Annotated in this window: 23 protein-coding genes; 14 read left to right on the top strand and 9 right to left on the bottom strand. The window is 32.6% G+C overall.

Annotation, left to right across the window (positions count from 1 at the left end; translation table 11 throughout):
- Positions 1-3: 3 nt before the first annotated feature.
- From Q4Q39_RS02635 to Q4Q39_RS02690, 12 genes are all read left to right on the top strand, one after another.
- The gene (locus Q4Q39_RS02635) at positions 4-453 is read left to right on the top strand and encodes a lipocalin family protein (protein ID WP_303280811.1); all 450 of its coding nucleotides are present in this window, start codon (positions 4-6) and stop codon (positions 451-453) included.
- A gap of 12 nt (positions 454-465) precedes the next feature.
- Positions 466-4,914: a DUF6443 domain-containing protein gene (locus Q4Q39_RS02640; protein ID WP_303280812.1), complete on the top strand. Its 4,449-nt coding sequence runs from the start codon at positions 466-468 to the stop codon at positions 4,912-4,914.
- A 7-nt stretch (positions 4,915-4,921) separates the two neighbouring features.
- Positions 4,922-5,413, top strand: a complete 492-nt coding sequence (locus Q4Q39_RS02645) for an Imm26 family immunity protein (protein ID WP_303280813.1) — start codon at positions 4,922-4,924, stop codon at positions 5,411-5,413.
- A 390-nt stretch (positions 5,414-5,803) separates the two neighbouring features.
- The gene (locus tag Q4Q39_RS02650; protein WP_303280814.1) at positions 5,804-6,484 is read left to right on the top strand and encodes an IS1 family transposase; all 681 of its coding nucleotides are present in this window, start codon (positions 5,804-5,806) and stop codon (positions 6,482-6,484) included.
- Positions 6,477-7,235, top strand: coding sequence for a hypothetical protein (locus tag Q4Q39_RS02655; RefSeq protein WP_303280815.1), 759 nt, complete (start codon positions 6,477-6,479; stop codon positions 7,233-7,235). The genes Q4Q39_RS02650 and Q4Q39_RS02655 overlap by 8 nt, the downstream gene beginning before the upstream one ends.
- Positions 7,236-7,239: 4 nt before the next feature.
- A complete protein-coding gene (locus Q4Q39_RS02660; RefSeq protein ID WP_303280816.1) occupies positions 7,240-7,599 on the top strand; it encodes a hypothetical protein in 360 nt (119 codons plus the stop codon).
- Positions 7,589-8,053: a hypothetical protein gene (locus tag Q4Q39_RS02665; protein ID WP_303280817.1), complete on the top strand. Its 465-nt coding sequence runs from the start codon at positions 7,589-7,591 to the stop codon at positions 8,051-8,053. Before Q4Q39_RS02660 ends, Q4Q39_RS02665 begins: the two co-directional genes overlap by 11 nt.
- Positions 8,050-9,327, top strand: coding sequence for a hypothetical protein (locus Q4Q39_RS02670; protein WP_303280818.1), 1,278 nt, complete (start codon positions 8,050-8,052; stop codon positions 9,325-9,327). The genes Q4Q39_RS02665 and Q4Q39_RS02670 overlap by 4 nt, the downstream gene beginning before the upstream one ends.
- Entirely contained in the window at positions 9,315-9,650 is a 336-nt protein-coding gene (locus tag Q4Q39_RS02675) for a hypothetical protein (protein WP_303280819.1), read from the top strand. Before Q4Q39_RS02670 ends, Q4Q39_RS02675 begins: the two co-directional genes overlap by 13 nt.
- On the top strand, positions 9,637-10,101 hold the full coding sequence (locus Q4Q39_RS02680; protein ID WP_303280820.1) for a PulJ/GspJ family protein: 465 nt from the start codon (positions 9,637-9,639) through the stop codon (positions 10,099-10,101). Before Q4Q39_RS02675 ends, Q4Q39_RS02680 begins: the two co-directional genes overlap by 14 nt.
- On the top strand, positions 10,101-11,234 hold the full coding sequence (locus Q4Q39_RS02685) for a type II secretion system F family protein (protein ID WP_303280821.1): 1,134 nt from the start codon (positions 10,101-10,103) through the stop codon (positions 11,232-11,234). Before Q4Q39_RS02680 ends, Q4Q39_RS02685 begins: the two co-directional genes overlap by 1 nt.
- A 173-nt stretch (positions 11,235-11,407) precedes the next feature.
- Positions 11,408-11,572, top strand: coding sequence for a hypothetical protein (locus tag Q4Q39_RS02690; RefSeq protein WP_303280822.1), 165 nt, complete (start codon positions 11,408-11,410; stop codon positions 11,570-11,572).
- Between the two features lie 102 nt (positions 11,573-11,674).
- Here Q4Q39_RS02690 and Q4Q39_RS02695 read toward each other — a convergent pair whose 3' ends face one another.
- Positions 11,675-12,274, bottom strand: a complete 600-nt coding sequence (locus Q4Q39_RS02695; protein WP_303280823.1) for a YdeI/OmpD-associated family protein — start codon at positions 12,272-12,274, stop codon at positions 11,675-11,677.
- 92 nt (positions 12,275-12,366) lie between these two features.
- Positions 12,367-12,990 carry a YceI family protein gene (locus tag Q4Q39_RS02700; RefSeq protein WP_303280824.1) on the bottom strand — a complete coding sequence of 208 codons (624 nt, stop codon included), beginning with the start codon at positions 12,988-12,990 and terminating at the stop codon, positions 12,367-12,369.
- Between the two features lie 123 nt (positions 12,991-13,113).
- On the opposite strand from Q4Q39_RS02700, the gene hemN reads away from it, so the two are divergent.
- Positions 13,114-14,478, top strand: a complete 1,365-nt coding sequence (gene hemN / locus Q4Q39_RS02705) for an oxygen-independent coproporphyrinogen III oxidase (RefSeq protein ID WP_303280825.1) — start codon at positions 13,114-13,116, stop codon at positions 14,476-14,478.
- Positions 14,479-14,561: 83 nt separating this feature from the next.
- A complete protein-coding gene (locus Q4Q39_RS02710; RefSeq protein ID WP_303280826.1) occupies positions 14,562-15,398 on the top strand; it encodes a universal stress protein in 837 nt (278 codons plus the stop codon).
- A 110-nt stretch (positions 15,399-15,508) separates the two neighbouring features.
- Here Q4Q39_RS02710 and Q4Q39_RS02715 read toward each other — a convergent pair whose 3' ends face one another.
- From Q4Q39_RS02715 to Q4Q39_RS02745, 7 genes are all read right to left on the bottom strand, one after another.
- Positions 15,509-16,345, bottom strand: coding sequence for a cyclase family protein (locus tag Q4Q39_RS02715; protein WP_303280827.1), 837 nt, complete (start codon positions 16,343-16,345; stop codon positions 15,509-15,511).
- 889 nt (positions 16,346-17,234) lie between these two features.
- On the bottom strand, positions 17,235-17,936 hold the full coding sequence (locus Q4Q39_RS02720; RefSeq protein ID WP_303280828.1) for a sulfite exporter TauE/SafE family protein: 702 nt from the start codon (positions 17,934-17,936) through the stop codon (positions 17,235-17,237).
- Positions 17,937-17,938: 2 nt separating this feature from the next.
- Complete coding sequence (locus Q4Q39_RS02725; RefSeq protein ID WP_303280829.1) at positions 17,939-18,385, bottom strand: FixH family protein; 447 nt, start codon at positions 18,383-18,385, stop codon at positions 17,939-17,941.
- A gap of 50 nt (positions 18,386-18,435) precedes the next feature.
- Positions 18,436-19,215, bottom strand: coding sequence for an N-acetyltransferase (locus Q4Q39_RS02730; protein ID WP_303280830.1), 780 nt, complete (start codon positions 19,213-19,215; stop codon positions 18,436-18,438).
- Between the two features lie 8 nt (positions 19,216-19,223).
- The gene (ccoG, locus tag Q4Q39_RS02735; protein ID WP_303280831.1) at positions 19,224-20,648 is read right to left on the bottom strand and encodes a cytochrome c oxidase accessory protein CcoG; all 1,425 of its coding nucleotides are present in this window, start codon (positions 20,646-20,648) and stop codon (positions 19,224-19,226) included.
- Between the two features lie 134 nt (positions 20,649-20,782).
- Complete coding sequence (locus tag Q4Q39_RS02740; protein ID WP_303280832.1) at positions 20,783-21,703, bottom strand: cbb3-type cytochrome c oxidase N-terminal domain-containing protein; 921 nt, start codon at positions 21,701-21,703, stop codon at positions 20,783-20,785.
- An 85-nt stretch (positions 21,704-21,788) separates the two neighbouring features.
- Positions 21,789-21,974 (bottom strand): CcoQ/FixQ family Cbb3-type cytochrome c oxidase assembly chaperone, encoded by a 186-nt coding sequence (locus Q4Q39_RS02745; RefSeq protein ID WP_303280833.1) that lies wholly within the window; start codon positions 21,972-21,974, stop codon positions 21,789-21,791.
- Positions 21,975-21,979 lie beyond the last annotated feature (5 nt).

A 21,979-nucleotide genomic window follows, 5' to 3' on the forward strand; every position in this document is an offset into this window, starting at 1 on the left:
CAGATGATATTAAATAAAAACACAGCAATTGTCTTATTGGTTCTTTTAAGCCTGTTTGTAAATAAAGGGTTTTCACAAGAGGCTGTTGATACAAATTTTTTAACAGGTACTTGGATCTTTAATTACGAATCGTCCAAAGCCAAGGTAGATATAAAAACCAAGGAACGTATTGATAACCTAAAGGTCGATGATAAGACAAAGTTTGAAGAGGCTTATAAAAACAGAAAACTAACTTTTAATGCAGATGGAACTTTTACACAACAGTTATCAAATGAAAAAAGTATTTCTGGTACTTGGGTGCTGAATAATAAAGATGTTGTTCTAACGATGTTGCAAGGCAATACAAAAGCATTTAAAATAAAGAAACTTTCAGCTACATCTTTGGTTTTAAAGCACGAAAATAAGGGGAAAAGTAAGATGATGTTAGCAGAATGGAACTTTACTAAAATTTAAAAACAAAAAGCGATGTACACACACACTTTAAATAGTATAACTAGTCCATTTATATTTTTGATAGTCGTAATATTTGGTATAAAAGGGCTCAATGCTCAGGACGCCTATATTACTGGTCCTATGACCGCCACTGTTGGAGAAATAAAGCATTACGTTGTAAATGATCCATTTTCTCAGATAGATACATCTTTTACTCCAATGTGGTTTGCTTCAGGCTCTCAACAAGCTCCATTTGATGCGCTATATGCAGATATACAATGGAATAGTCCAGGTACTTATCACTTTGTATCTTTAGATTATTATGATAGTTTTGGAGATTTATGGTATACTGAACTACAAGGTATAACTGTTTCTGTTGGTACATCTATTCCTGCACCAACATTATATGTTGCCTCACAACCAAACTGCACGACAGCAACAGGAAGTATTACTATTACAAACTATAGTAGTTCTTATACATATACAATAACGCCTTCAACAGGAGTCGTTAAATCAGGAAATACAATCACTGCACCTCCTGGGACTTATACTGTTACAGCAGCTGCAAATGGGGCCACATCCCCAACATCTAATAGTGTTATTATAAATCCTCAGCCTAATCCTTCTACACCTACAACTCCAGTTGTAGGGACTGTTACGCAACCAACCATTCAAACTGCAACAGGCAGCGTCACTTTAACAGGTTTACCTACAGGGAGCTGGACTATTCAACCAGGTACTATCTCAGGTTCGGGAACAAGCTATACAATAACAGGATTAACGCCAGCGACATATAGTTTTAAAGTTACCAATATCTCTGGATGCATCTCTTCCGCTTCAAGTAATGTTGTTATATATAACCAACCTAGCATGGGATTGAGCGACGAAAATTATATTTATACCGTGACGCCACAGATTCCTGTAGACAGTCTATCTCAAATTATTCAAAACGATGATAAAATAGAAACCGTTAATTATTTTGATGGTTTAGGTAGACCGATGCAAAGTATAGGAATACATGCGGGAGGAAATAAAGAAGATGTTATAAGCCACATTGCTTATGATGGTTACGGCAGGCAAAACAAAGAATATTTACCATATGCAGAAACTACTTATGATGGTTATTATAGAGATAACGCCTTTAGTGCGACCGCCGACTTTTACAATACGACAAAATACAACAATACAACAAACCCATATTCAGAAAGCGTATTGGAGACATCGCCTTTAAATAGAGTTTTAAAACAAGCAGCTCCTGGAGAAGATTGGAAACTAGGTAATGGGCATGAAATAGAGTTTGAATACCAAAGTAATATCATTGGAGAGGTAAGACAATTCGATGTAGCCCTTACAGCAGTAACCACCAATGGAGGCACCTTTTACGATCCTGTTCTTACATTAAGCACTAATACCGAATTTTATTCGGAGGGCGAGCTTTACAAAACCATTACAAAAGATGAGAACCATGATGGTAGCACTAGTAAGCTCCATACCACCGAGGAATTTAAGGATAAACAAGGTATGGTGGTTCTCAAGCGCACCTATGCCAATGTAAATGAACAGCCCCATGACACCTATTACATCTACGATGACTACGGCAACCTTACCTACGTGCTCCCCCCACAGATGAACGCCACCACCAATCCCCTGACCGTTATCGACCAACAACTGAACGGACTGGGCTACCAGTATACCTATGATTATAGAAATAGGCTCATTAAAAAACGCATCCCGGGCAAAGCCCCTGAGGAGATCGTATATGACAAACTGGACAGGCCTATCTTTACCCAAGATGGCAACCTTAAGGTTCAGGACAAATGGCTTTTTACAAAATACGATGTCTTTGGCAGAGTCGTTTACACGGGTATTTACAGTTCCCCAAAGAACAGGAAACAGCTTCAGAAAGATGCCAACGACAGCTTTACGGTACATGAGACCAAAGAAGGGCAGCTCAATGCTACATTGGGAGATGTGTACTATACCAATAATGTGATTACTACCGATGCCACTAATGTGGAGGTGCTTACCGTAAACTATTACGACAACTATGATTTTGATATAGGTGGAGGAGTCCATCCAGGGTTTGTGTTTAGCGTATCCCCTACAGATAAGATAAAAGGATTGGCTACAGGCAGCAAGGTCAAGGTATTGGATGATGACCCTAATACCAATGATTGGATCACAACGGTAAGCTATTATGATGAAAAGGCCAGGCCCATCCATATCTATAGCCATAACGAATACTTGGTCACGACAGACAAGACGGAAAGCAAATATGATTTTACAGGGCGAGTGATCTTCTCTGAAACGGAACATACCAAAAATGGCACGACTATAAAAACCAAGGATAATTTTATCTATGACCATATGGGGCGTCTAACCAAACAATCGCAGATTATCAACAATGTGGCTGCCAGTGAAGAGATTATCGTGAAGAATACCTATGATGAGTTGGGGCAGTTGATCTCTAAGGGTGTGGGCGGTAAGAAAACTGCTCCCAAGAGACTACAGAATATTGATTATACATATAACATCAGGGGGTGGCTCAAACAGATAAATGATACGGACTGGTTGGGCAAGGATCTTTTCGCATTTAAGATAAACTATAATACGGTGACCTATAGCGGAGGACATCTTAAGTTAGATACAGAGCCTCTATACAACGGCAACATCAGTGAGACTATCTGGAAAACGGCCAATGACAACAAGAAACGAGGCTACGGGTATAGATATGATGCCCTGAACCGGATTACGGATGCCACTTATAAGGCCGGTAAATGGCTTGGGGAGGAGAACCAGTTCTTTAGTTTAAAGGACGTGGTTTACGATAAGAATGGTAACATTCAGGAACTCATACGAAATGCGCCTAACGCTACCTTTACAGATAACGTAAAGTTGGACAAGCTCTTTTATAAGTACAAGGACGATAGCAATCAACTCTCAAGGGTAAGCGATATGGCCAGTACAATAAACACTTATGGGTTTAAGGACTATAACGAAGCTGGAGTCCCAGACTACGACTATGATGCCAATGGTAATATGATTGAGGACAAGAATAAGCATATAGGAATTATAAAATACAACCACCTGAACCTACCTGCAGAGGTATTGGTCGACGATCTAGACGGCTACCATCTTGCTTTTATCGAATACGTCTATGATGCTTTGGGCAATAAACTCTCCAAAAGAGTAGAGGCAGGCAATTATGAAGGACCAGCACATGAAGAGTATGTTATCATAGAATACAAGCTGACCGAATATGCCGGTAACTATGTCTATGAGACAATCGATTTAGTGGAATCAGGAACACTGAAGTTCTTTAACCACCCTGAAGGCTATGTCGAGCCCAAAGATGAATTTGATTTATCTCTGGGATTTGACTATATTTATCAGTTTAAGGATCACTTAGGGAACATTAGATTGAGTTACAAAGATAGTAACAATGACGGTACGGTTAATTCTTCAGATATACTAGAAGAAAACAACTACTACCCTTTTGGTCTTAAACATAAAGGGTATAATAACGTGGTGAATTCTAGTAATAAAGCACTTGATTTTAAATATAATGGTGTTGAGTTAGAGGAAAGCTTAGGACTTAATCTCTATGAGATGGAACTACGCCAGTATGACCCAGCAATAGGAAGATGGACTGGTATTGACCCAGTTACTCATTATACTATGTCTCCTTATGTGGCGTTTGATAATAATCCAATATATTGGTCTGACCCTTCAGGTGCAGATTCATTCAAATATAATTGGGACACTGAGCAATATGAACAATATGACGATGATGGCAAATTAATAAATGATAATGCAAGTTATGATGCAGCTATAAAATGGGCAGAAAGTCAAAATAGTGGAGATAATGATGAGCCTACAAATGTTTCGGATAGTGATGCAACTGGTCCGAGTTTAGCTTTAATAGGTGCAGGGGGACTTGAAGGTTATCAAGCTGCAACAGCAACTGAAGCTGTAGTGACTACTACAGAAGCAGCTGTAGCGACAGGAACAGGGATGAGTGTCACAGCAGCTTTGACAGCACTTCTACCACTTTTAGCTACTAGTGATACTCCTGAATACCCACCCGGAAGAAGACCTAGAGATAGAGTTCACGTAACTTATACTAAAATAGGCCCTAATGGGGAAGTATATGTAGGAAGAGCTAGTGGTTTTGGAACTCCACAAGAAATTGTTGCTAGAAGAGATGCTTCTCATCATATGACTGCACTTGGTTTTGGTATTGCGAGACTTGATGTATTCCATAAAGGAGTTGCTGGCAGGGCTGCGGTTAGAGGAAGAGAACAACAACTCATAGACTCTTACGGTGGAGCATTATCTGACCCAAATAGAAAAGCAAATGCAACAAGTGCTAATGCAATAAGGGGAGTTGCAAGATATAATCCAAATGGTTATACTTACCATAAGGCTGCTTCAATGTCATTTGGCGAAGCACATGGATTTACTGGAGTATTTAAATTTTAAGGATTCAATGATAAAAAGAAAAATAATACGGATAAAACTAGTTGGTGATTATTACACCTATGGTTTAATTATTGACAAAACATTTATGACATTTTTTGATTTTATAACAAATGATAAAAATTTCGATTATAAGAGTGTAATCTACAAGCCAATTTTATTTACTAACGCAGTAAATTATAAAAAGGCAATGAAAACTAATGAATGGGAAGTAATGGGACTAATTGAAATTGAAGAGTCTCTACTAGATAAAAGACCGTATTATATTCAGGATGTAATTGATAATAATAAATTTAGAATTGCGTTGCCACCGGATTACATTAATGTTATTCCCGCTACTAAAAAAGATTGTACTGGTTTGGAAATAATGGGGGTTTATTACCCTGAACATGTTTTGGATAGGTTAAACCATCATTTTTTTGATACAAAGCTAAAATGGATGAGTTCACTTCCTTTCTGGTTAATTGACAAATTGAATGATGAAAAAATTAGTGAAAATTAAATCTGTCAACAACTCAAATGGTCACCGTTCAAACTAGTTGATAGTCAAAATTAAATATTTAACTATCCTATATATAAGTCAATAAGAATAATATAATTATAAAAAAAACAGGTGTATTTAGGTAGGTAATGGTCTAAATTAGTGGGTGTGCTTTTTTAAAGTATAACTATTTGATATTTAATAAACTAAAATGATTTATAATATAAAAAGCAGGTATATTTAGGTATGCCTGTTTTTGTTTTAGGCTCTTAAAACGTATTATAATTGGCTTCCAAAACCTCTCGTGGTTTAAATTAGGGGGTAAAATTTATAAAAACCTTACCAATAGTAAGGATAAACCTTATTTTTTTTAGCTTTAAATAAAATACATTTACCATGTAATTTCTAGCTATGAAGTGCAAGGTATGTGATAAAAAATGTATTAAGAATGGCTTCCAAGCTAATGGAGTGCAACGGTATTTTTGTAGGTTATGTAAAAAAAGTACTCAAAAAAGGTATACCTATAAATCCTACCAAAAGCACACAAACAAATTAATTTATAGACTGATTGTTAATAGCTGTGGTATTAATGATATATCAAGGGTTTTGAGAATCTCAAGACATACCGTAAAAAAGCGTCTTTTATATCTTTCAAAACAAACAAAACGCCCAGCTTTATTTGAACATCAGCAATCGTATGAAATTGATGAAATGTATGCTAGGATAAAGAATAAAAAGCATAGATATTGGATAACTTATGCCATAAATAGAAAAACTAAAACTATAGTTGCTCTTTATATTGGTAAGAGAAAAGCAAAACATATTGCTAATGTGGTAAATAGGATATTGCTTCTTAATCCTAAACGAATTTATTCAGACCATTTTAGTTCTTACAAAAAGCTAATTCCTAAAAATATTCACAGGGCAGGAAAATCACTCACCAATCATATTGAACGCTTACATCTTAATTTAAGAACACACTTAAAATGTTTGAGTAGAAAAACCATTTGTTTTACTAAATCCTTAAAAACTTTAGAGGCTATTGTTAGGCTATACTTTTGGGGTAACACAATAAACTTTAAATATGTTTAATATAAAAAAGCTTAAAATACAGGTATTTAAAATGTGTTTATCAATCAGCATAACATGCTTTATAGTAAGCTGTAAAACCATCTCTTTACAATCTTATCAAACTAAAACAACTCAGCAAATAACCGTTGGAAGCATTGGTACAGACAAAGATTTTTTGTTACAACAAGAATTTAATAGTGCTGCAGTTCCAAAATATGTAGAACCTATAAAATTAGCAGTAAGTATTAAACCATTTACAAAACAAACTTTTAAAAATTTCACAAAAGCAAAAGCGTTACAATCAGCCAAAGTAAAAATTAACTATATAGATTCTATTGCAAATAAACCCAAATATATTGAACTGCAAATAGCAGATAAAGTAAGCATTATAAATGCTTTTAACCGTAAAGACAATGAGGATATAAAAAATTATTTAAGCCATAATCAAAATACGAATGTGGTAATTAGTATTTCTATGGCTTTAAATGAAAACGATTTAAATAATGTAACGAAAGCTAATGCTGTTTTTTTGGTAGAAGATATTCGTAAAACTTATGCATTACAGTTATATGAAGCCAACAAAAAGACAGGAACCATAGTTTTTAACGACGGTATTGTGTTTGGTTATAAAACGGCTAATTGTTGCTGGCAAGAAAACAATAAATACCAACTTAATATCGTAGATCTGGTAACCACATTTAATAGTTGCCCCAATAACACTTATCGTTATTCTAAACGAGCAAAAAAGAAAATTAATTATTATAAACTGTAGTAAAATGAAACTTTATATAAAAGCATTGTTTGTTGTGTTTTGTATGATATCTTGCGATGACATTATTGAAGTTGAAGACATCTCAAATAAAGAAGTTATTGCTTTAGCACCATCAAATGATGTGGTATTAAAAGCTACCGAAGTGATATTTACTTGGGAAGTTCTTGAAGATGCCGAAACGTATCATTTGCAAATAGCCACCCCAACTTTTGAAAACGCACAACAAATAGTAAAAGATAGTATACTAGTAGGAACTAGTTTTTTAACAACATTAGACTTTAAAGACTATCAGTGGCGTATACGAGCAGAAAACTCAGGATATATAACTAGTTATACACAACAAAGTTTTAGAGTTGAAGAGTAAAACAAAAACATATACGTTATTAGGTTTGGTTTTAGCTATATGGGGTATTGTTGGATATAGAATTATATTAACTATCAAACCTACGGAACCTAACACTTCCAAACAAAATATTAATGTCGCTTTTAACCCAAAGATAAATACGAAAGTTGATACGTTTTCAATTCAACCGCTAGATAGGGATCCTTTTTTAGGTATTTTGCATAAAAAAAGAAATCCTATTTCAAATACTAAAAAAGCGGTGTTAAAAACGCCTATTCTTTGGCCATCTTTGGTATATCATGGTGTCATTTTAAAACAAGACAGCAAAGAAAAAGTTTGTGTGCTTTCTATTAATGAAAAACAACACATTATAAAAGTAGGACAAAACATAGAGAACGTCAAGTTATTAAAGGCAAACAGCAAAGAAGCTTCAGTAATTTTTAAAGGACAAAGAAAGACTATAACAAAATTATGATGTTGCAAAAAATAAAGGCAGGCGCATTACAATTCACCATGTTCATTGTGGTTGTGATTGCCCTGTTATTAACAGCATGTATCATTTTAATTGACACCCATAAACGTTTTAATATTCAAACGGATTTTGTTTTAGAAACCATAGAAAACACTAATAAAGGTATTGATTATGTTCTTCAAAATAAGACCCCACTAAGTGACTCTATTACTATTAATTTAGAAGATGAAGATTATAAAACTGTAAGTGTTCACCGAGACTATTGGGGCGTTTTTGAAAAAGTAATAGCAATAGCTACTATAAAAACAAACCGATTTAAGAAGGTAGCACTCATTGGAGCACTACAACCAAAAATTAATAGAACCTCCTTATATGTTGAAGATAAAAACAAACCATTAGTGTTAGTAGGTAATACCAAAATACGTGGCGTTGCTTATTTACCAAAACAAGGTGTTAGAACTGGTAATATTTCTGGTCATTCTTTTTATGGAAATCAACTTATTTATGGAGTAACCAGAACTAGTAGTAAACTTCCAGAACTATTAGATGAAACTCGAAACCAGATTAAAACCATTCAAAATCAAATAGGTACTATAAACCAAAATCAGTTTCTTGATTTAAATAGAAGTAATAGCTTTAAAAACTCTTTTTTAAATCCTTTGCAAGTGATTTATAGTCATACTGATGTTCATTTAATAGGAGTATCTCTTAAGGGACATATTTTGGTACAATCAAAAACTAAAATAATTGTTGATGCAAACTCAAACTTAAAAGATATAGTTTTAGTAGCTCCGGAAATTGAAATTAAAAGCAACACAAAAGGGACTTTTCAAGCTATAGCTACAAAAGGAATAACGATAGGTAAAAATTGTACGTTAAATTATCCATCGGCATTAATTTTAAATGAAGATTTAAAAAATAAAATACCTGCAGAAAACACGAACAATCAAAAACAAACACCTTTGGTAAAAGTTGCAAAGGGTTCAACTTTAAAAGGATTTATTGTTTATTTAGGAGAAACGAAAAACTACAAAGCTCAAGTTTTTATTGATGATCAAGCGCTTATTTTGGGTGAAATATATTGCAATAGAAACCTAGAGTTATTAGGAACTGTTTATGGTAGCGTGTTTGTCTCAAATTTTATAGCGAATCAATCTGGGTCGTCGTATCAAAACCATATTTATAATGGAACCATAATCGTTGATGATTTGGCTCAGGAATATATAGGTTTATCCTTTAAAAATTCTAAAAAAGGTGTAATGACATGGTTATACTAAAAAAGATAAGAGCCTCTACACTTATGGAAACTTTGGTTGCTACGGTGCTGATTGTAGTCGTGTTTATGATTTCTAGTATGATATTAAATAATTTATTTTCAAATACCATTAAGAATAATACAAGAACTATAGATACCCATTTAAATGAGTTAGAATATTTATACATCAATGAGCAATTGGAAATACCATATCAAGATGATTTTAATAATTGGGAAGTTTCAATTACAGAGTATAAAGAAAATCAATCAAATAAAATTGAGTTTGAAGCTATAAATAGAACTATAAACAAAACCGTAACTAAAACTATAGGTGAAAAGCAATAATAAAATACAAGCTTTTACATTAAGTGAAATGATAGTCGTATTAATATTGACTAGTATAGTGATAGGCTTAGCCTTTTCTGTTTTGTCTTTAGTCCAAAAACATATTACTGGGATTCAAAGTAACTTTATTCATAATACTGAGATTAATAAACTGGAACAGTCACTATGGATAGATTTTAATCGATACACAAAAATAGAATATGATGCTTTGCAAGATGAAATAAAATTTAGTAATCATATTGATTCTTTACACTACCAATTTCATGAGACATATATCATTAAAAACAGGGATACTTTGAACATTCAACTTCAAAATAAATTATTCTTTTTTGATGGTGACATTATTGAGTCTGGGCTAATAGATGCAATAAAACTTCAAACTTCAAAGCTTTTTCAAAGTCAAAAACTATTTGTCTTTAAAAAAAATGATGCAACACCTTTTATAAACTGATGGGATTTCAATTGGATAACATAGTAACTCAAAGACCAGTACTAAAAGAGGAATCTGAAAAAACCTCTTTTTTAAAAAAGGAGATTGTTTTATTTAATAAAGCATTTTCCAACAAGGTAAAGGAAGATTTCTATATTGAACTAAGCGTTTTATTAAAAGCAGGTATTAGTTTGAAAGATGGTTTAGAACTCATCCAAAATTCGCAAAAGAAAAAACAAAATCAAGAAATTTTAAATATAATTTCCAATAACATTGTTTCAGGACAAAGTTTATCTGAAGCATTAAAAGTTCAAAAGCAATTTACAGATTATGAGTATTATTCTATTAAAATAGGAGAGGAAACAGGAACGCTATTTCAAGTCACAGAACAATTGGGAAGTTTTTTTTCTAGGAAGAATGAACAACGAAGAAATTTAATAAGTGCTTTAACGTATCCAGTTATTATTTTAAGCACTGCTGTTTTAGTTGTGGCTTTTATGCTAAGGTTTGTAGTACCTATGTTTCAAGATATATTTACACAGCAAAACGTTGAGTTACCTGCTATTACTAAATTAATTATTAGTGCTTCAGAATTTGTAGGCGACTATGGATGGCTGATCCTTTTGGGTATATTACTTTTAATAGTATCTAAATCCTTTTTTAATAAAAAGAAACGTTTTAAACAGTTTAAAGACACTGTTATTCTAAAACTCCCTTTTATTGGCAACTTTGTTAAACTTATCTATTTATCGCAGTTTACGCAAGCGGTATCGCTATTAACAGCCTCAAAAGTTCCTGTAGTTAATAGTATTCAATTAGTAAAACAAATGATTGATTTCTATCCGTTACAACATGCTTTAGAAAGTGTGAAACAGCATATATTAAAAGGGCAATCGTTAAGCAAAAGTTTAAGCCAACATAAACTATTTGATAATAAAATGATTGCTTTAGTAAAAGTAGCTGAGGAAACTAACCAAACCGAGTATATTTTTGATAGACTTAATATGCAATATAATACTCAAGTACAACAACAATCTAAAATGTTATCTACTATTATGGAACCTTTTATTATTTTAATTGTGGGTGTTCTGGTTGGAGTAATTTTAATAGCAATGTATTTGCCAATGTTTAAATTGAGTAGTGTAATGGGGTGAAATATGAATGAAGCTCAAACTTTTAGACTCTATAACACTCTTTGGCATTACTTCTATTAAAAATAAATCAAGGATGAAACACTCTATTGCTCTATAAAGTCTTATATAGTAGCAAACTATGTGCTAGAATAAGTTGCACGATATTATTTTCTACGTTGATCATATTACGATAAATGTCAAATAGAGAGGTACTAACAGAAATTGATATTGATTTTATTGGGGTAGATTTTAATGAAAATAACAAACTACGTAATGCCGGGGTTAAAAAAGTTATCAAGAATTACGTAGAACCTCATAAAATAATGAGTTTAATTGAAAAAAGCATACCAGTTAATTAGAAGAATCACCTTTTTTAATAAACTTTGTTGCTGGAATTCTGGTTTGATGGTTGTGGACATTTATGTTTAAGTATGAACCATCCTATTTTTACATTAAAACGCCTAGCAATTTTTGTATTTATCGTTTAAACCTATATTTTGTAAAATCATGGGAATGATTTTTTCTAAACGCGTTTGTTTGGTTGCTTCTCGTTTTGCACTATCAATATAGTTACAATATTCTCTTTGTTTATAGGGAGATAAAGTTTCAAAACTATTTTTTAAATCGGTGTTTTTTGTAAACAAATCTTTTAATTCTTTAGGAATAACGGTTTCCTTTTTACTGCGATCCGGTTTTATTTCTTTGCCTAGTTTTTGGTTTTCAATAGCTTCTTTAACGTATGCTAAAACAATGTGTTTGTCTATTTCTGTAATAGACTCAAAACGCATTTGTCTTAACGCTTTCGTTTTACTTTCTTGCGCGTTTACGAGTAAATTATACTCATCTTTAAGAAAGACACCATTGAAAAACCAAATTCCAAAATGATTTTTAAATGCACCTAAACCCAAAACATTCTTGCCGTTTATTGTATAAACTGGAGCACTCCATTTTATGGTTTCAATACATTCAGTAGTATTAATAATATCTCGCAACATGATCAGTGCTTCACTAAAATGAGCATGTTCCTCAATATATTCTTCAACGGAATAGATTTTTTTCATTAGCTATTTTGAAGACTTGTTTAATAGTTACTAAGTTAATAAAAAAAAGCTACTCGTTAAAGTAGCTTGTATGGTAAGGAATAGTATTTTTATTAGTTTTTACGAAGAAAGGTGCTAACTTCTATAGCAACATCTTCCCAAGTCTTACTTACACCATCAGCTCCTTTGTGTAAATCAAAACAAGCTTTATTGATCGATTCTAAAGCGCCTAAAGCATTCCAGTCTTTAAGGTTCATGGTACCGGTCATACTTACACGTCTACTATCAGTTATACTAACAGCTAATGGTAAATCGTTAGTCACACCATTCATGGTAATTGAAGCAATACATGTATCATTGGTATACTTAATAGTACCTTTTAAAAACTCAGTATCTAACATGGCTCCAAAGAAAAACTCTTTTAATTTTGCATCTCGACTCTCGTCTTTTGTAATGAGACTACTAATTGGTATTGAGAAGGTTAAATTGTTCAAAGCTTTATGAGGCGTTGTACCTTCTTTAGTTTCAAAATTTAAAACTGAAAATTCACCTCCAACACCTTTCTTTTCAGTGGTCTTGTAAGCGGTCCATTTTACTGATGTTGCTTCGGGTTTAACTACAAATTTTTCTGTTGCTTCTACTGGGGTAGATGGATCCGTATTAGGGTCTTTTTTTTCTTGTTTACATGAAGCTGATACTACAGAAACAAGGATTAACAATGCGATTATTCTTTTCATTCTTTTAATTTTTTTAGAGATGTGAAATTAAACTAATAAAAATCGAATTGCAAATATTCGCTATGACATATATCATATTTTTAAAGCCTACGATACTATACTTTTGAACTATAAAAGTTAGGTATGTTAAGTTCATTAGTAAATAAGTATAATATTGCTGGGCCTCGTTATACGAGTTATCCAACTGTTCCTTACTGGAATAATGAGACATTTTCTCTAAAAAAATGGAAGAGATCTTTAATAGAATCTTTCAAAGAAAGTAATTCTGAAGAAGGAATAAGTCTCTACATTCACTTACCATATTGCGAGAGTTTGTGCACGTTTTGTGGGTGTAACAAGCGTATTACTAAACAACATAGTGTGGAATCACCTTATATAACTGCTGTTTTAAAAGAATGGGATTTATATTTAGAGTTATTCGATGAAAAGCCAATAATTAAAGAATTGCATTTAGGAGGTGGTACACCAACTTTTTTTAGTCCTGAAAACTTACAGCGATTAATTCATGGTATTTTAAGAAGATCTACTCTTGCAAATAACCATGAGTTTAGCTTTGAGGGACATCCAAATAATACCACTAGAGAACATTTACAAACACTTTACGATGTTGGCTTTAGACGAGTAAGCTATGGCGTTCAAGATTATAACGAAACAGTACAAAAAGCAATACATAGAATTCAGCCTTTTGAAAATGTAAAACGTGCTACCGATATGGCTAGAGATATTGGTTATACTTCGGTTGGTCATGATATCATTTTTGGGCTACCATTTCAAACTTTAGGGGATGTAAAAGAAACTATTTTAAAAACGAAAACATTATTACCAGATAGATTAGCTTTTTATAGTTACGCACATGTACCATGGATTAAAGGTAATGGACAACGAGGGTTTAATGATTCCGATTTGCCTGCTGCTGAGTTAAAAAGACAACAATATGAATTGGGAAAACAATTACTTTCTGAAGTTGGTTATAGTGAAATAGGTATGGATCATTTTGCATTGACTACCGATTCATTATTCAAGTCTATGACACATGGTAGTTTACATAGGAATTTCATGGGATATACTGCATCTAAAACACAAGCTATGATTGGCTTGGGTGTATCATCAATTAGTGATAGTTGGTATGGATTTGCTCAAAATGTTAAAAGTATTGAAGCTTATTATGATTTATTAAAGGATGATATTTTGCCAGTTTATAGAGGGCATATTCTCAATGAAGAAGATCTAATTATCAGAAAACATATTCTTAATTTAATGTGTCGTTTTAAAACAACCTGGACTCAAGATCATCTTTATTTTGACGAATTACCAGAAGTTATGATCCGATTAAAAGAAATGGAAATAGACGGTTTACTAAATATGAGTTCAAATACCATTGAGATAACTAAAAAAGGACAGCCGTTTGTTAGGAACATCTGTATGGCTTTCGATGTATTATTGCAAAGAAAACAACCAGATACCCAGTTATTTTCAATGACAGTTTAATTTAAAGAATGCTTGATGCTTGAGAAGAGATGTATATTAATATTAACCTCTCCGTTTAAAAGGGGAACTTAAATCTACAAATTATGAAGAAGATTATTGTACCGATAGATTTTTCTGAACACTCAGAATACGCTTTAAATACTGCAGCAAAATTAGCTAAAAAGAATAACGCTGAATTATTGGCGCTACATATGTTAGAAATGTCTGAAGTTATGCTTACAGCTGGAGGAGAAGAACCTCAGAAAGTGATTTATTTTTTAAAATTGGCAGAACAAAGATTCGAAGATTTTCTTAAAAAAGATTATTTAAAAGATATTAAAGTAACCCCAATAGTTAAGCACTTTAAAGTGTTTAGTGAAGTTAATGAAATTGCAAAGAAGTATGATGCCGACCTTATCGTTATGGGGTCTCATGGTGCTAGTGGTGTTAAGGAGTTCTTTATTGGATCTAATACAGAACGTGTGGTAAGAAATGCAGATATTCCAGTGTTGGTTGTTAAGAATCATGTCCCTCAAATTAATTTTGAAGTAGTTGCTTATGCATGCGACTTTTCCGAAGATTCTATAAAAACATACTTGGATGCTGTTAAAATATTTGAAAAAATGGGTTCTAAAATGTATTTGGTTTATGTGAATTTACCAAATGACAAGTTTAGAAATTCTTTAGAAATAGAAAGGCTTGCTGTTAATTTCTTTACTAAAGCTGAAGGAAACCTAGATAGAATGGATGATGTTTATTATACTTCAGATTATAGCGTTGAAGATGGAATTTTAAGTTCTTCAATTAAAATTGGAGCCGATTTAATTGCTATTCCAACACATGGAAGAAAAGGGTTATCACATTTTTTCCAAGGAAGTGTCGGGGAAGATGTTGCTAATCATTCAACATTGCCCGTTATAACATTTAAAATTAAAAGTTAATTAAGTAAGTTAGTAATATTTTTATTTGAGCACAGACGGTCTAAGGTAAATCCCTTAGACCGTCTGTTGTTTTATGGGTTATTACACAAATGATTAATCACTTGTAGCAGTTATTTCTTTTCATCGGTCACGATGGCTACTATTCTTAAAGGTGCTCCGGTTCCTCCTTCAATTTTCATAGGTAAGGCAATAATTTCAAATCCACTTAGAGGTAATTTATCCAGATTAGTAAGATTCTCAAAAGCAGGAATCTTTTGTTCAAGAAGTGTTACATGGCTTTTGAAATATTCAGATTGACCATAATCAATACTAGGCGTATCAATACCAATAGCATTAATATTACGATTTTTAACTAACCATTCAGCTGCTTCAGGTGAAAGACCAGGAAAATGCAATAGCTTTACGGCATCCTCTCCGCGTTTATCGGTTCCTAAGTATTTGATTTTGTCAGAGTAATATTTTGAAAACCCAGTTTGGATTAAAACGATACTTCCATCTGGAATTGTATTGCCTTGACTTATTTCCCAGGCTTTAAAATCTTCTATACTTACTAGGTAGTCAGGATTGTTGATGGCTTTTGAATATACATCAATCTTGACAGCGGGTCCAATTAATTTTTCTAGAGGTATTTCGTCCACTGTTTGTCCGTTTTCCACAAAGTGAATTGGAGCATCTATATGAGTTCCGCCATGTTCTGCAGTACAGAAATTATTAGCTGAATAATAATATCCTTTATCTGTTTGCCCTCTATACACAGTATCTAATTCAAATTCCTTTGACGTTACCCAATAAATAGTTTTATCGGAATAGGTATGAGATAAATCGATGATATTTTTTTCAAGGTTTTTTGGTTGTGTAGTAACAGTGGTTTTTTCTTCGGAAGAAGGTTTGTCATTACAGGCCATTAAGGTTAAAAATAATAGTGTGTAAAAAATAAGTGTTTTCATTTGATATAGTGTGTTAGTAGTAAGTTTTTATTTTGATAGTTTATTTCTTTTTAAGAATGTATTAAATGCTATTTGTATATCACCTGTAAAATATTTTTTTGCTAAAAGCATTGTAGTAACGGATCCTTTATTATGAACTCATTTAGACTTTTTCAATTTGCTAAAAAATTGCTGTTTTTGTCTTTTTTTCCTTCCGTAGCTCTGCTATACAACTCAAAAAACTCTTCAACATAGGCAAAAACTTCTAATTTTCGCTTAAATCCAAAAAGTCTAAATGAGTTCTATCATTAAATAAGATAAAACCATTCTCATAGATCTTAATTGTAAGATGATTTTTCCTGAATTGATGATGTACTTGTTTTTATTTAAAATAATTGAGAAACGTTTTTAATTCAATTACTTTACTAAAAGTAATTAAATTTAAGAAATAAACAAAAATGAAACCATAAGGATGTTATAATTTAAGGTATTCAATTTGTTTTTAGTTCATAATCAATGTAGTTGGAGGTAATGTACCCATAGCCAATTAATTTAGCATTCCCTATGTTTACAACACCACGAGAAGTATCCAAAGCTGTTGCAATGCCATTTTGTTGGTATATTTTGTTTACGACACAATCGCCAGCGATCGTTAAATGTCTGTCATGTTTTTTGTTGTATTAATTTAAAAAACATAGAAAAAAGTAAAAATAGCCAACAGAATACAAAACTTCAATCCTTAAAGCTTATACCATTTCTACATCCAAATGACCGTAATAAAACGCTCTTTTCTCCTTTCTACTTCAACATAAAAAGAAACCGTAACTAAGGCTATGCTTTATCTTTCTATTTTGTATAAAGAAAAAAAATCCTCATTTTCTTTTACAGTAATTTCAATGCAGAAATGGTATTAGTGACATTCAATAGCACTAGAAATACTATCAATAACGGGAGCTGGTGATACATATGGTATGCCAAGGCCTAAACCACGAATGATAAAAAGCAATCCAATAAAAATAACAAAAACTGGAATTGCTTTTTGTATGTTTTGTCTAGCAGTTCCTTTTAAAAAATTACTAAAATATATAGCAGAGGTCATTAATGGTATGGTGCCTAAACCAAAAAGAGCCATGTAGAGGCTGCCTTTAAATGTATCTCCACCAGCAATAGCTCCAAATAAAGCCATATAAACAAGTCCGCAAGGTAAAAAACCGTTTAAAAAACCAATAGTTAAAAAGGTATCGGCAGTTTTCTTTTTTAAAGCTTTACCTAAGGCAGATTTTACTTTAGATATGAGTTTATAAATAGGTTTTGAAATATTGTATTTGTTGAATGTTTTTTGTGGAATTAAAACAACCAATATCATTAAGATACCAGTAATAATGGAGAGTTGTTGTTGAAACCCAAAAATATACAAGCTCTTGCCAATGAGTCCAAATACCAAGCCAATCATGCTGTAAGCTAATAGCCTGCCAACATGATACATTGTGATTTGTGATACTTTTTTATAAGCATTTGTTCGATCTAAAGGAAGCATAAATGCAATAGGACCACACATCCCCAGACAGTGGAAACTTCCTAAAAGCCCTAATACAAATGCTGAAATGAGCATGTTTAATAATTAATAGATTCTTTAAATAAATATGATTTTCCGTTGTATTGCCAATCTATTTTAATGTTCCAACGACCATCTACCAAACGATTGTCAGGTATGAGCAAAGTGGGTTTAGATAATGAAATAGCAGTATCAAAATCTAAATGTTTGTTAGATGGTCTGTATAGGAACACATTTCCTGTGATTTTGTTAAAATCAATCGTATCGGGGAAACTAATTATTAGCCCTTCAACTGATTTTTTATATGTGATATTTTTATTTAAGTGTTTTGCGTTTTTTAGTTTGTCAATGTCTTTTTGATATTCTAATTCTTCAGCATAATAATCCTCTGTGACTAAATCATGACTGTATGCATCATCTACATTCATTGTAATAATGAAGTACATTATAAAGCTTATAAAACCTATAAAAGCAATTACAATTCCTGTTCCCCAGTTTATTTTCATGATTTCTTATTTTTATAATTCTGAATTTATTTCAGAACGTCATTTTTCTTTTAATTTAATTTCAAAGCTTTTTCCATTACTTTGTCATATCTTGAATCCATACAAACACTAATATCGGTCGTTATAAACTTACCATTATAAAACAGACTGAAAATTGTTGCTGGACTTGGCGCATTTTGCGCCTGTTCCATAGATTCTAGCTTAATTATCTTAAGTGGTAGGTTTCTGTTTTTTGCCGTTTCTACTAAAGAGTTTTTTGAATGAAACTCTGCAAAAGGACACCGATTTGAATAATAAACAACAACGCCATTTTTTTCAGAGCATTCCCCACTTTTAACGGACTCATTAAAAACAGGAGATGTTGCATTTTTTGTTATTTTTTTTACCAAAAGGCTAAAACCACTTGAAATTCTTTCTACCTCTTCAAAACCTTGATTGAGAAACCATTTTGTATCACTCATAAAGTGAAATTTCTTAGTACCAACTACGGTTACTAGACCATCTTTATGTTGATTCTTAGCATCCTCAATAGCAGTTCCTAATAATGCTTTTCCATAGCCATTACGCTTATATTTTCCAGACACCCAAAAGCAATTAATATTTATATAGTTTTCAGCTTTAATAGGAATCCAGGCATTTTCAGCTGGGCCATATTCTATAAATACTTTCGCTCTTTCATCAATTCTGCGAAAAACATATCCGTTATTAAATTCTTTAGTTAACCAATCTTTTTTGGCTTGATAGCTATCAATACATTTCTTATCGGATATAGCACAGCAAATATGCTCTGTTGAAATAGTATCTGAATTTAAATTGATTAGCCGTTTCATTTTAATACTTATTTATAGCTCCTTGGCCCTAAAAAATTAGCTGTTGTCGTTTCAATTAATGTATCACTTTTGTATACGCCTATTTTTATTTTATTTCTGTCGCCTGTTAAAGCGGCGTTATTAATCTCAATAAATAAGGTGCCTTCTGCAATTCCCTGACGTGGTACTATAAAGCTATCGTGAGTAGCCACTAATTTTAAATCACCTTTATGGGACATTAATTTAAAACTTACATCATTAATATCGTTTGTAGTTTTGTTTACCAACTTATAGGTAAATACATTACTAATTACGTTATTTTCTTTGTGTTCATATAATTGCCCTGGTAGTCTTAAAACATTAGCCTCCACATCGTTTCTTAAAAATAACATACCAATTAGTAAGCCTATCATTATAGAAAGGACTGCTATGTAGCCTTTCATTCTGGCTGTTAATTTAAAAGGAGCTTTTTTTTCTATATTTTCTTCACTAGCATATCTAATTAATCCTTTCGGTAGATTAATACTTTCCATGATATGGTCACATTCGTCGATACAAGCGGTACAATTAACACATTCTAGCTGTGTACCATTTCTAATATCAATTCCAGTAGGACATACGTTGACACATTGAAAACAATCAATACAATCGCCATGTCCTAAAGCATTTCGGTCTTCATTTTTTCTGAATTTCTTTCTACCATTTTCAGCCTCACCACGTTTATGATCGTATGCTACAACAACAGATTTTGTATCTAAAAGAGCACCTTGTAATCTTCCATAAGGACAAGCTATAATGCATACTTGCTCTCTAAACCATGCAAAAACAAAATAGAATACAGCTGTAAAAATAATTAATGAAATAAGTGTGCTTACATGACTAAAAGGGCCATCGATTATATACTGAATAAGTTCATCGCTTCCTATTAAATAAGCTAAAAACACATTAGCTATAACGAAAGAAATGATAAGAAATATAATTAGCTTTAATCCTTTTTTTCTGATTTTTTCGGCGTTCCATGGTTGTTTTGATAAACGGATTTGTTTTCCTCTATCTCCTTCAATCCAATATTCAATTCTACGGAAAACCATTTCCATAAAAATGGTTTGCGGACAAATCCATCCGCAGAAAATACGACCAAAGGCTACGGTGAATAGTGTGATGAAAACAACACCAATAATCATTGAGACAACAAATAAATGAAAGTCTTGTGGCCAAAACGGAAATCCAAAAATATTAAAACGACGTTCTAATACATTGAACATTAAAAACTGATTCCCATTTGTTTTTATAAAAGGGGACAGTAATAAAAAAGCAAGCAATCCATAACTGACCCATTTGCGATATTTATAAAATTTACCGCTAGGTTTTTTTGGAAATACCCAGGCACGTTTACCTTCTTCGGTAACCGTAGCTATTGAGTCTCTAAATATTTCGTTTTCTGGGGTTTCCAAAGTTATTTCTTTTCTACACTAGATTTTATTCTTCATTTTCTGTTACCCATACTTCACCTTCTGGTGCTTTTGGGTTTGCTGGCGTAGTGGATTTTTTTAGACCTGTCAGGTTTTCCAACTTAGTTTAGTTTGTGTTAATCTGTTATAATCTCCTGAATCGTTTCCGTTGGTACTTCTACATTTTCATCCACCCATACATCACCTTCTGGTGCTTTAGGATTAGCAGGCGTTGTGTCCTGTAATGTTAAAACATAACTTGAAACTTGCGCAATTTGCAAAGGTTTTAATTGTTGTTTCCATGCAATCATCCCTTTACCAGAACGCCCGCCTTCAGAAACGGTTCTGAAAACATTCTTGATACCACCACCTAAAATCCAATTTGGATCTGTTAAATTCGGACCAATACCACCGCCACCATCAGCCATATGGCAAGCAACGCATGTTGTTTCGAAAATAGATTTACCTGCATTTAAGTCGGCAGCTTCAGTAAGAACGGTAACCGTGTTTATATCTACTAAATCTTTAGCTGTCTTTTTATAAGCTTCAATAGCTGTTCTTGCTTCGGCTAGTTCTGTTTCTAATTCATCAATTTGAGTATCTCCATTAAAAACATGATATTTCAATAAATAAACTGCAGCGAAAACTATAGAAATGTAAAACCCATATAGCCACCATGGCGGAAGGTTATTATCTAATTCTTTTATGCCATCGTAATTGTGGTCTAAAATAATTTCGCCTTCTTCTTCAAGTGGTTTTTGACCAAGAAGTTTTATATATATGTTTTTTAGCCAAGTAAATTCATATTTTTTCTCTTTTTCTTCTAAAAACCGTGCTTTGGCCTCTTCATCTAATCTGTGAAGCATCACATTTTCTAAAGCCCCTACAATGGCTTCAATAGCAATTAAAATAAGGAGAACTAGTAATAAGAATAATGAAACGGCTGGATATTCTATAAATGCTGGTTTATTGCCTGAGTCTATAAAGAATTCTACGGCTCCGAAAATAATAAAGAATACTATAGGAACTCGTATCCAAGATGGGATTAATTTTTTCATTTGATGGTTTTTTTATTGTTTTTTAATGGACAAATGTAACCTCCGATTCTATTCAGCTGTAAATTCATATTTTGAATAGTCGGTTTCATGATATATCGTCGTTTTGGTTATCTAAAGGAATATTACTTACGGTTTTTATATAGTCTTTTTTAGCGGTAACTACCCACCAAAAAAGGGCTACAAAAAAGATGAAAAAGATGAGTAAAGAGATCATCGGATAAATTTCGATGCCTGTAATACTCTCCATATGATTTTTTACAAATTTTAACATGCTTG

This window comes from Flavivirga amylovorans (assembly GCF_030540875.1).
Lineage (GTDB): Bacteria > Bacteroidota > Bacteroidia > Flavobacteriales > Flavobacteriaceae > Flavivirga > Flavivirga amylovorans.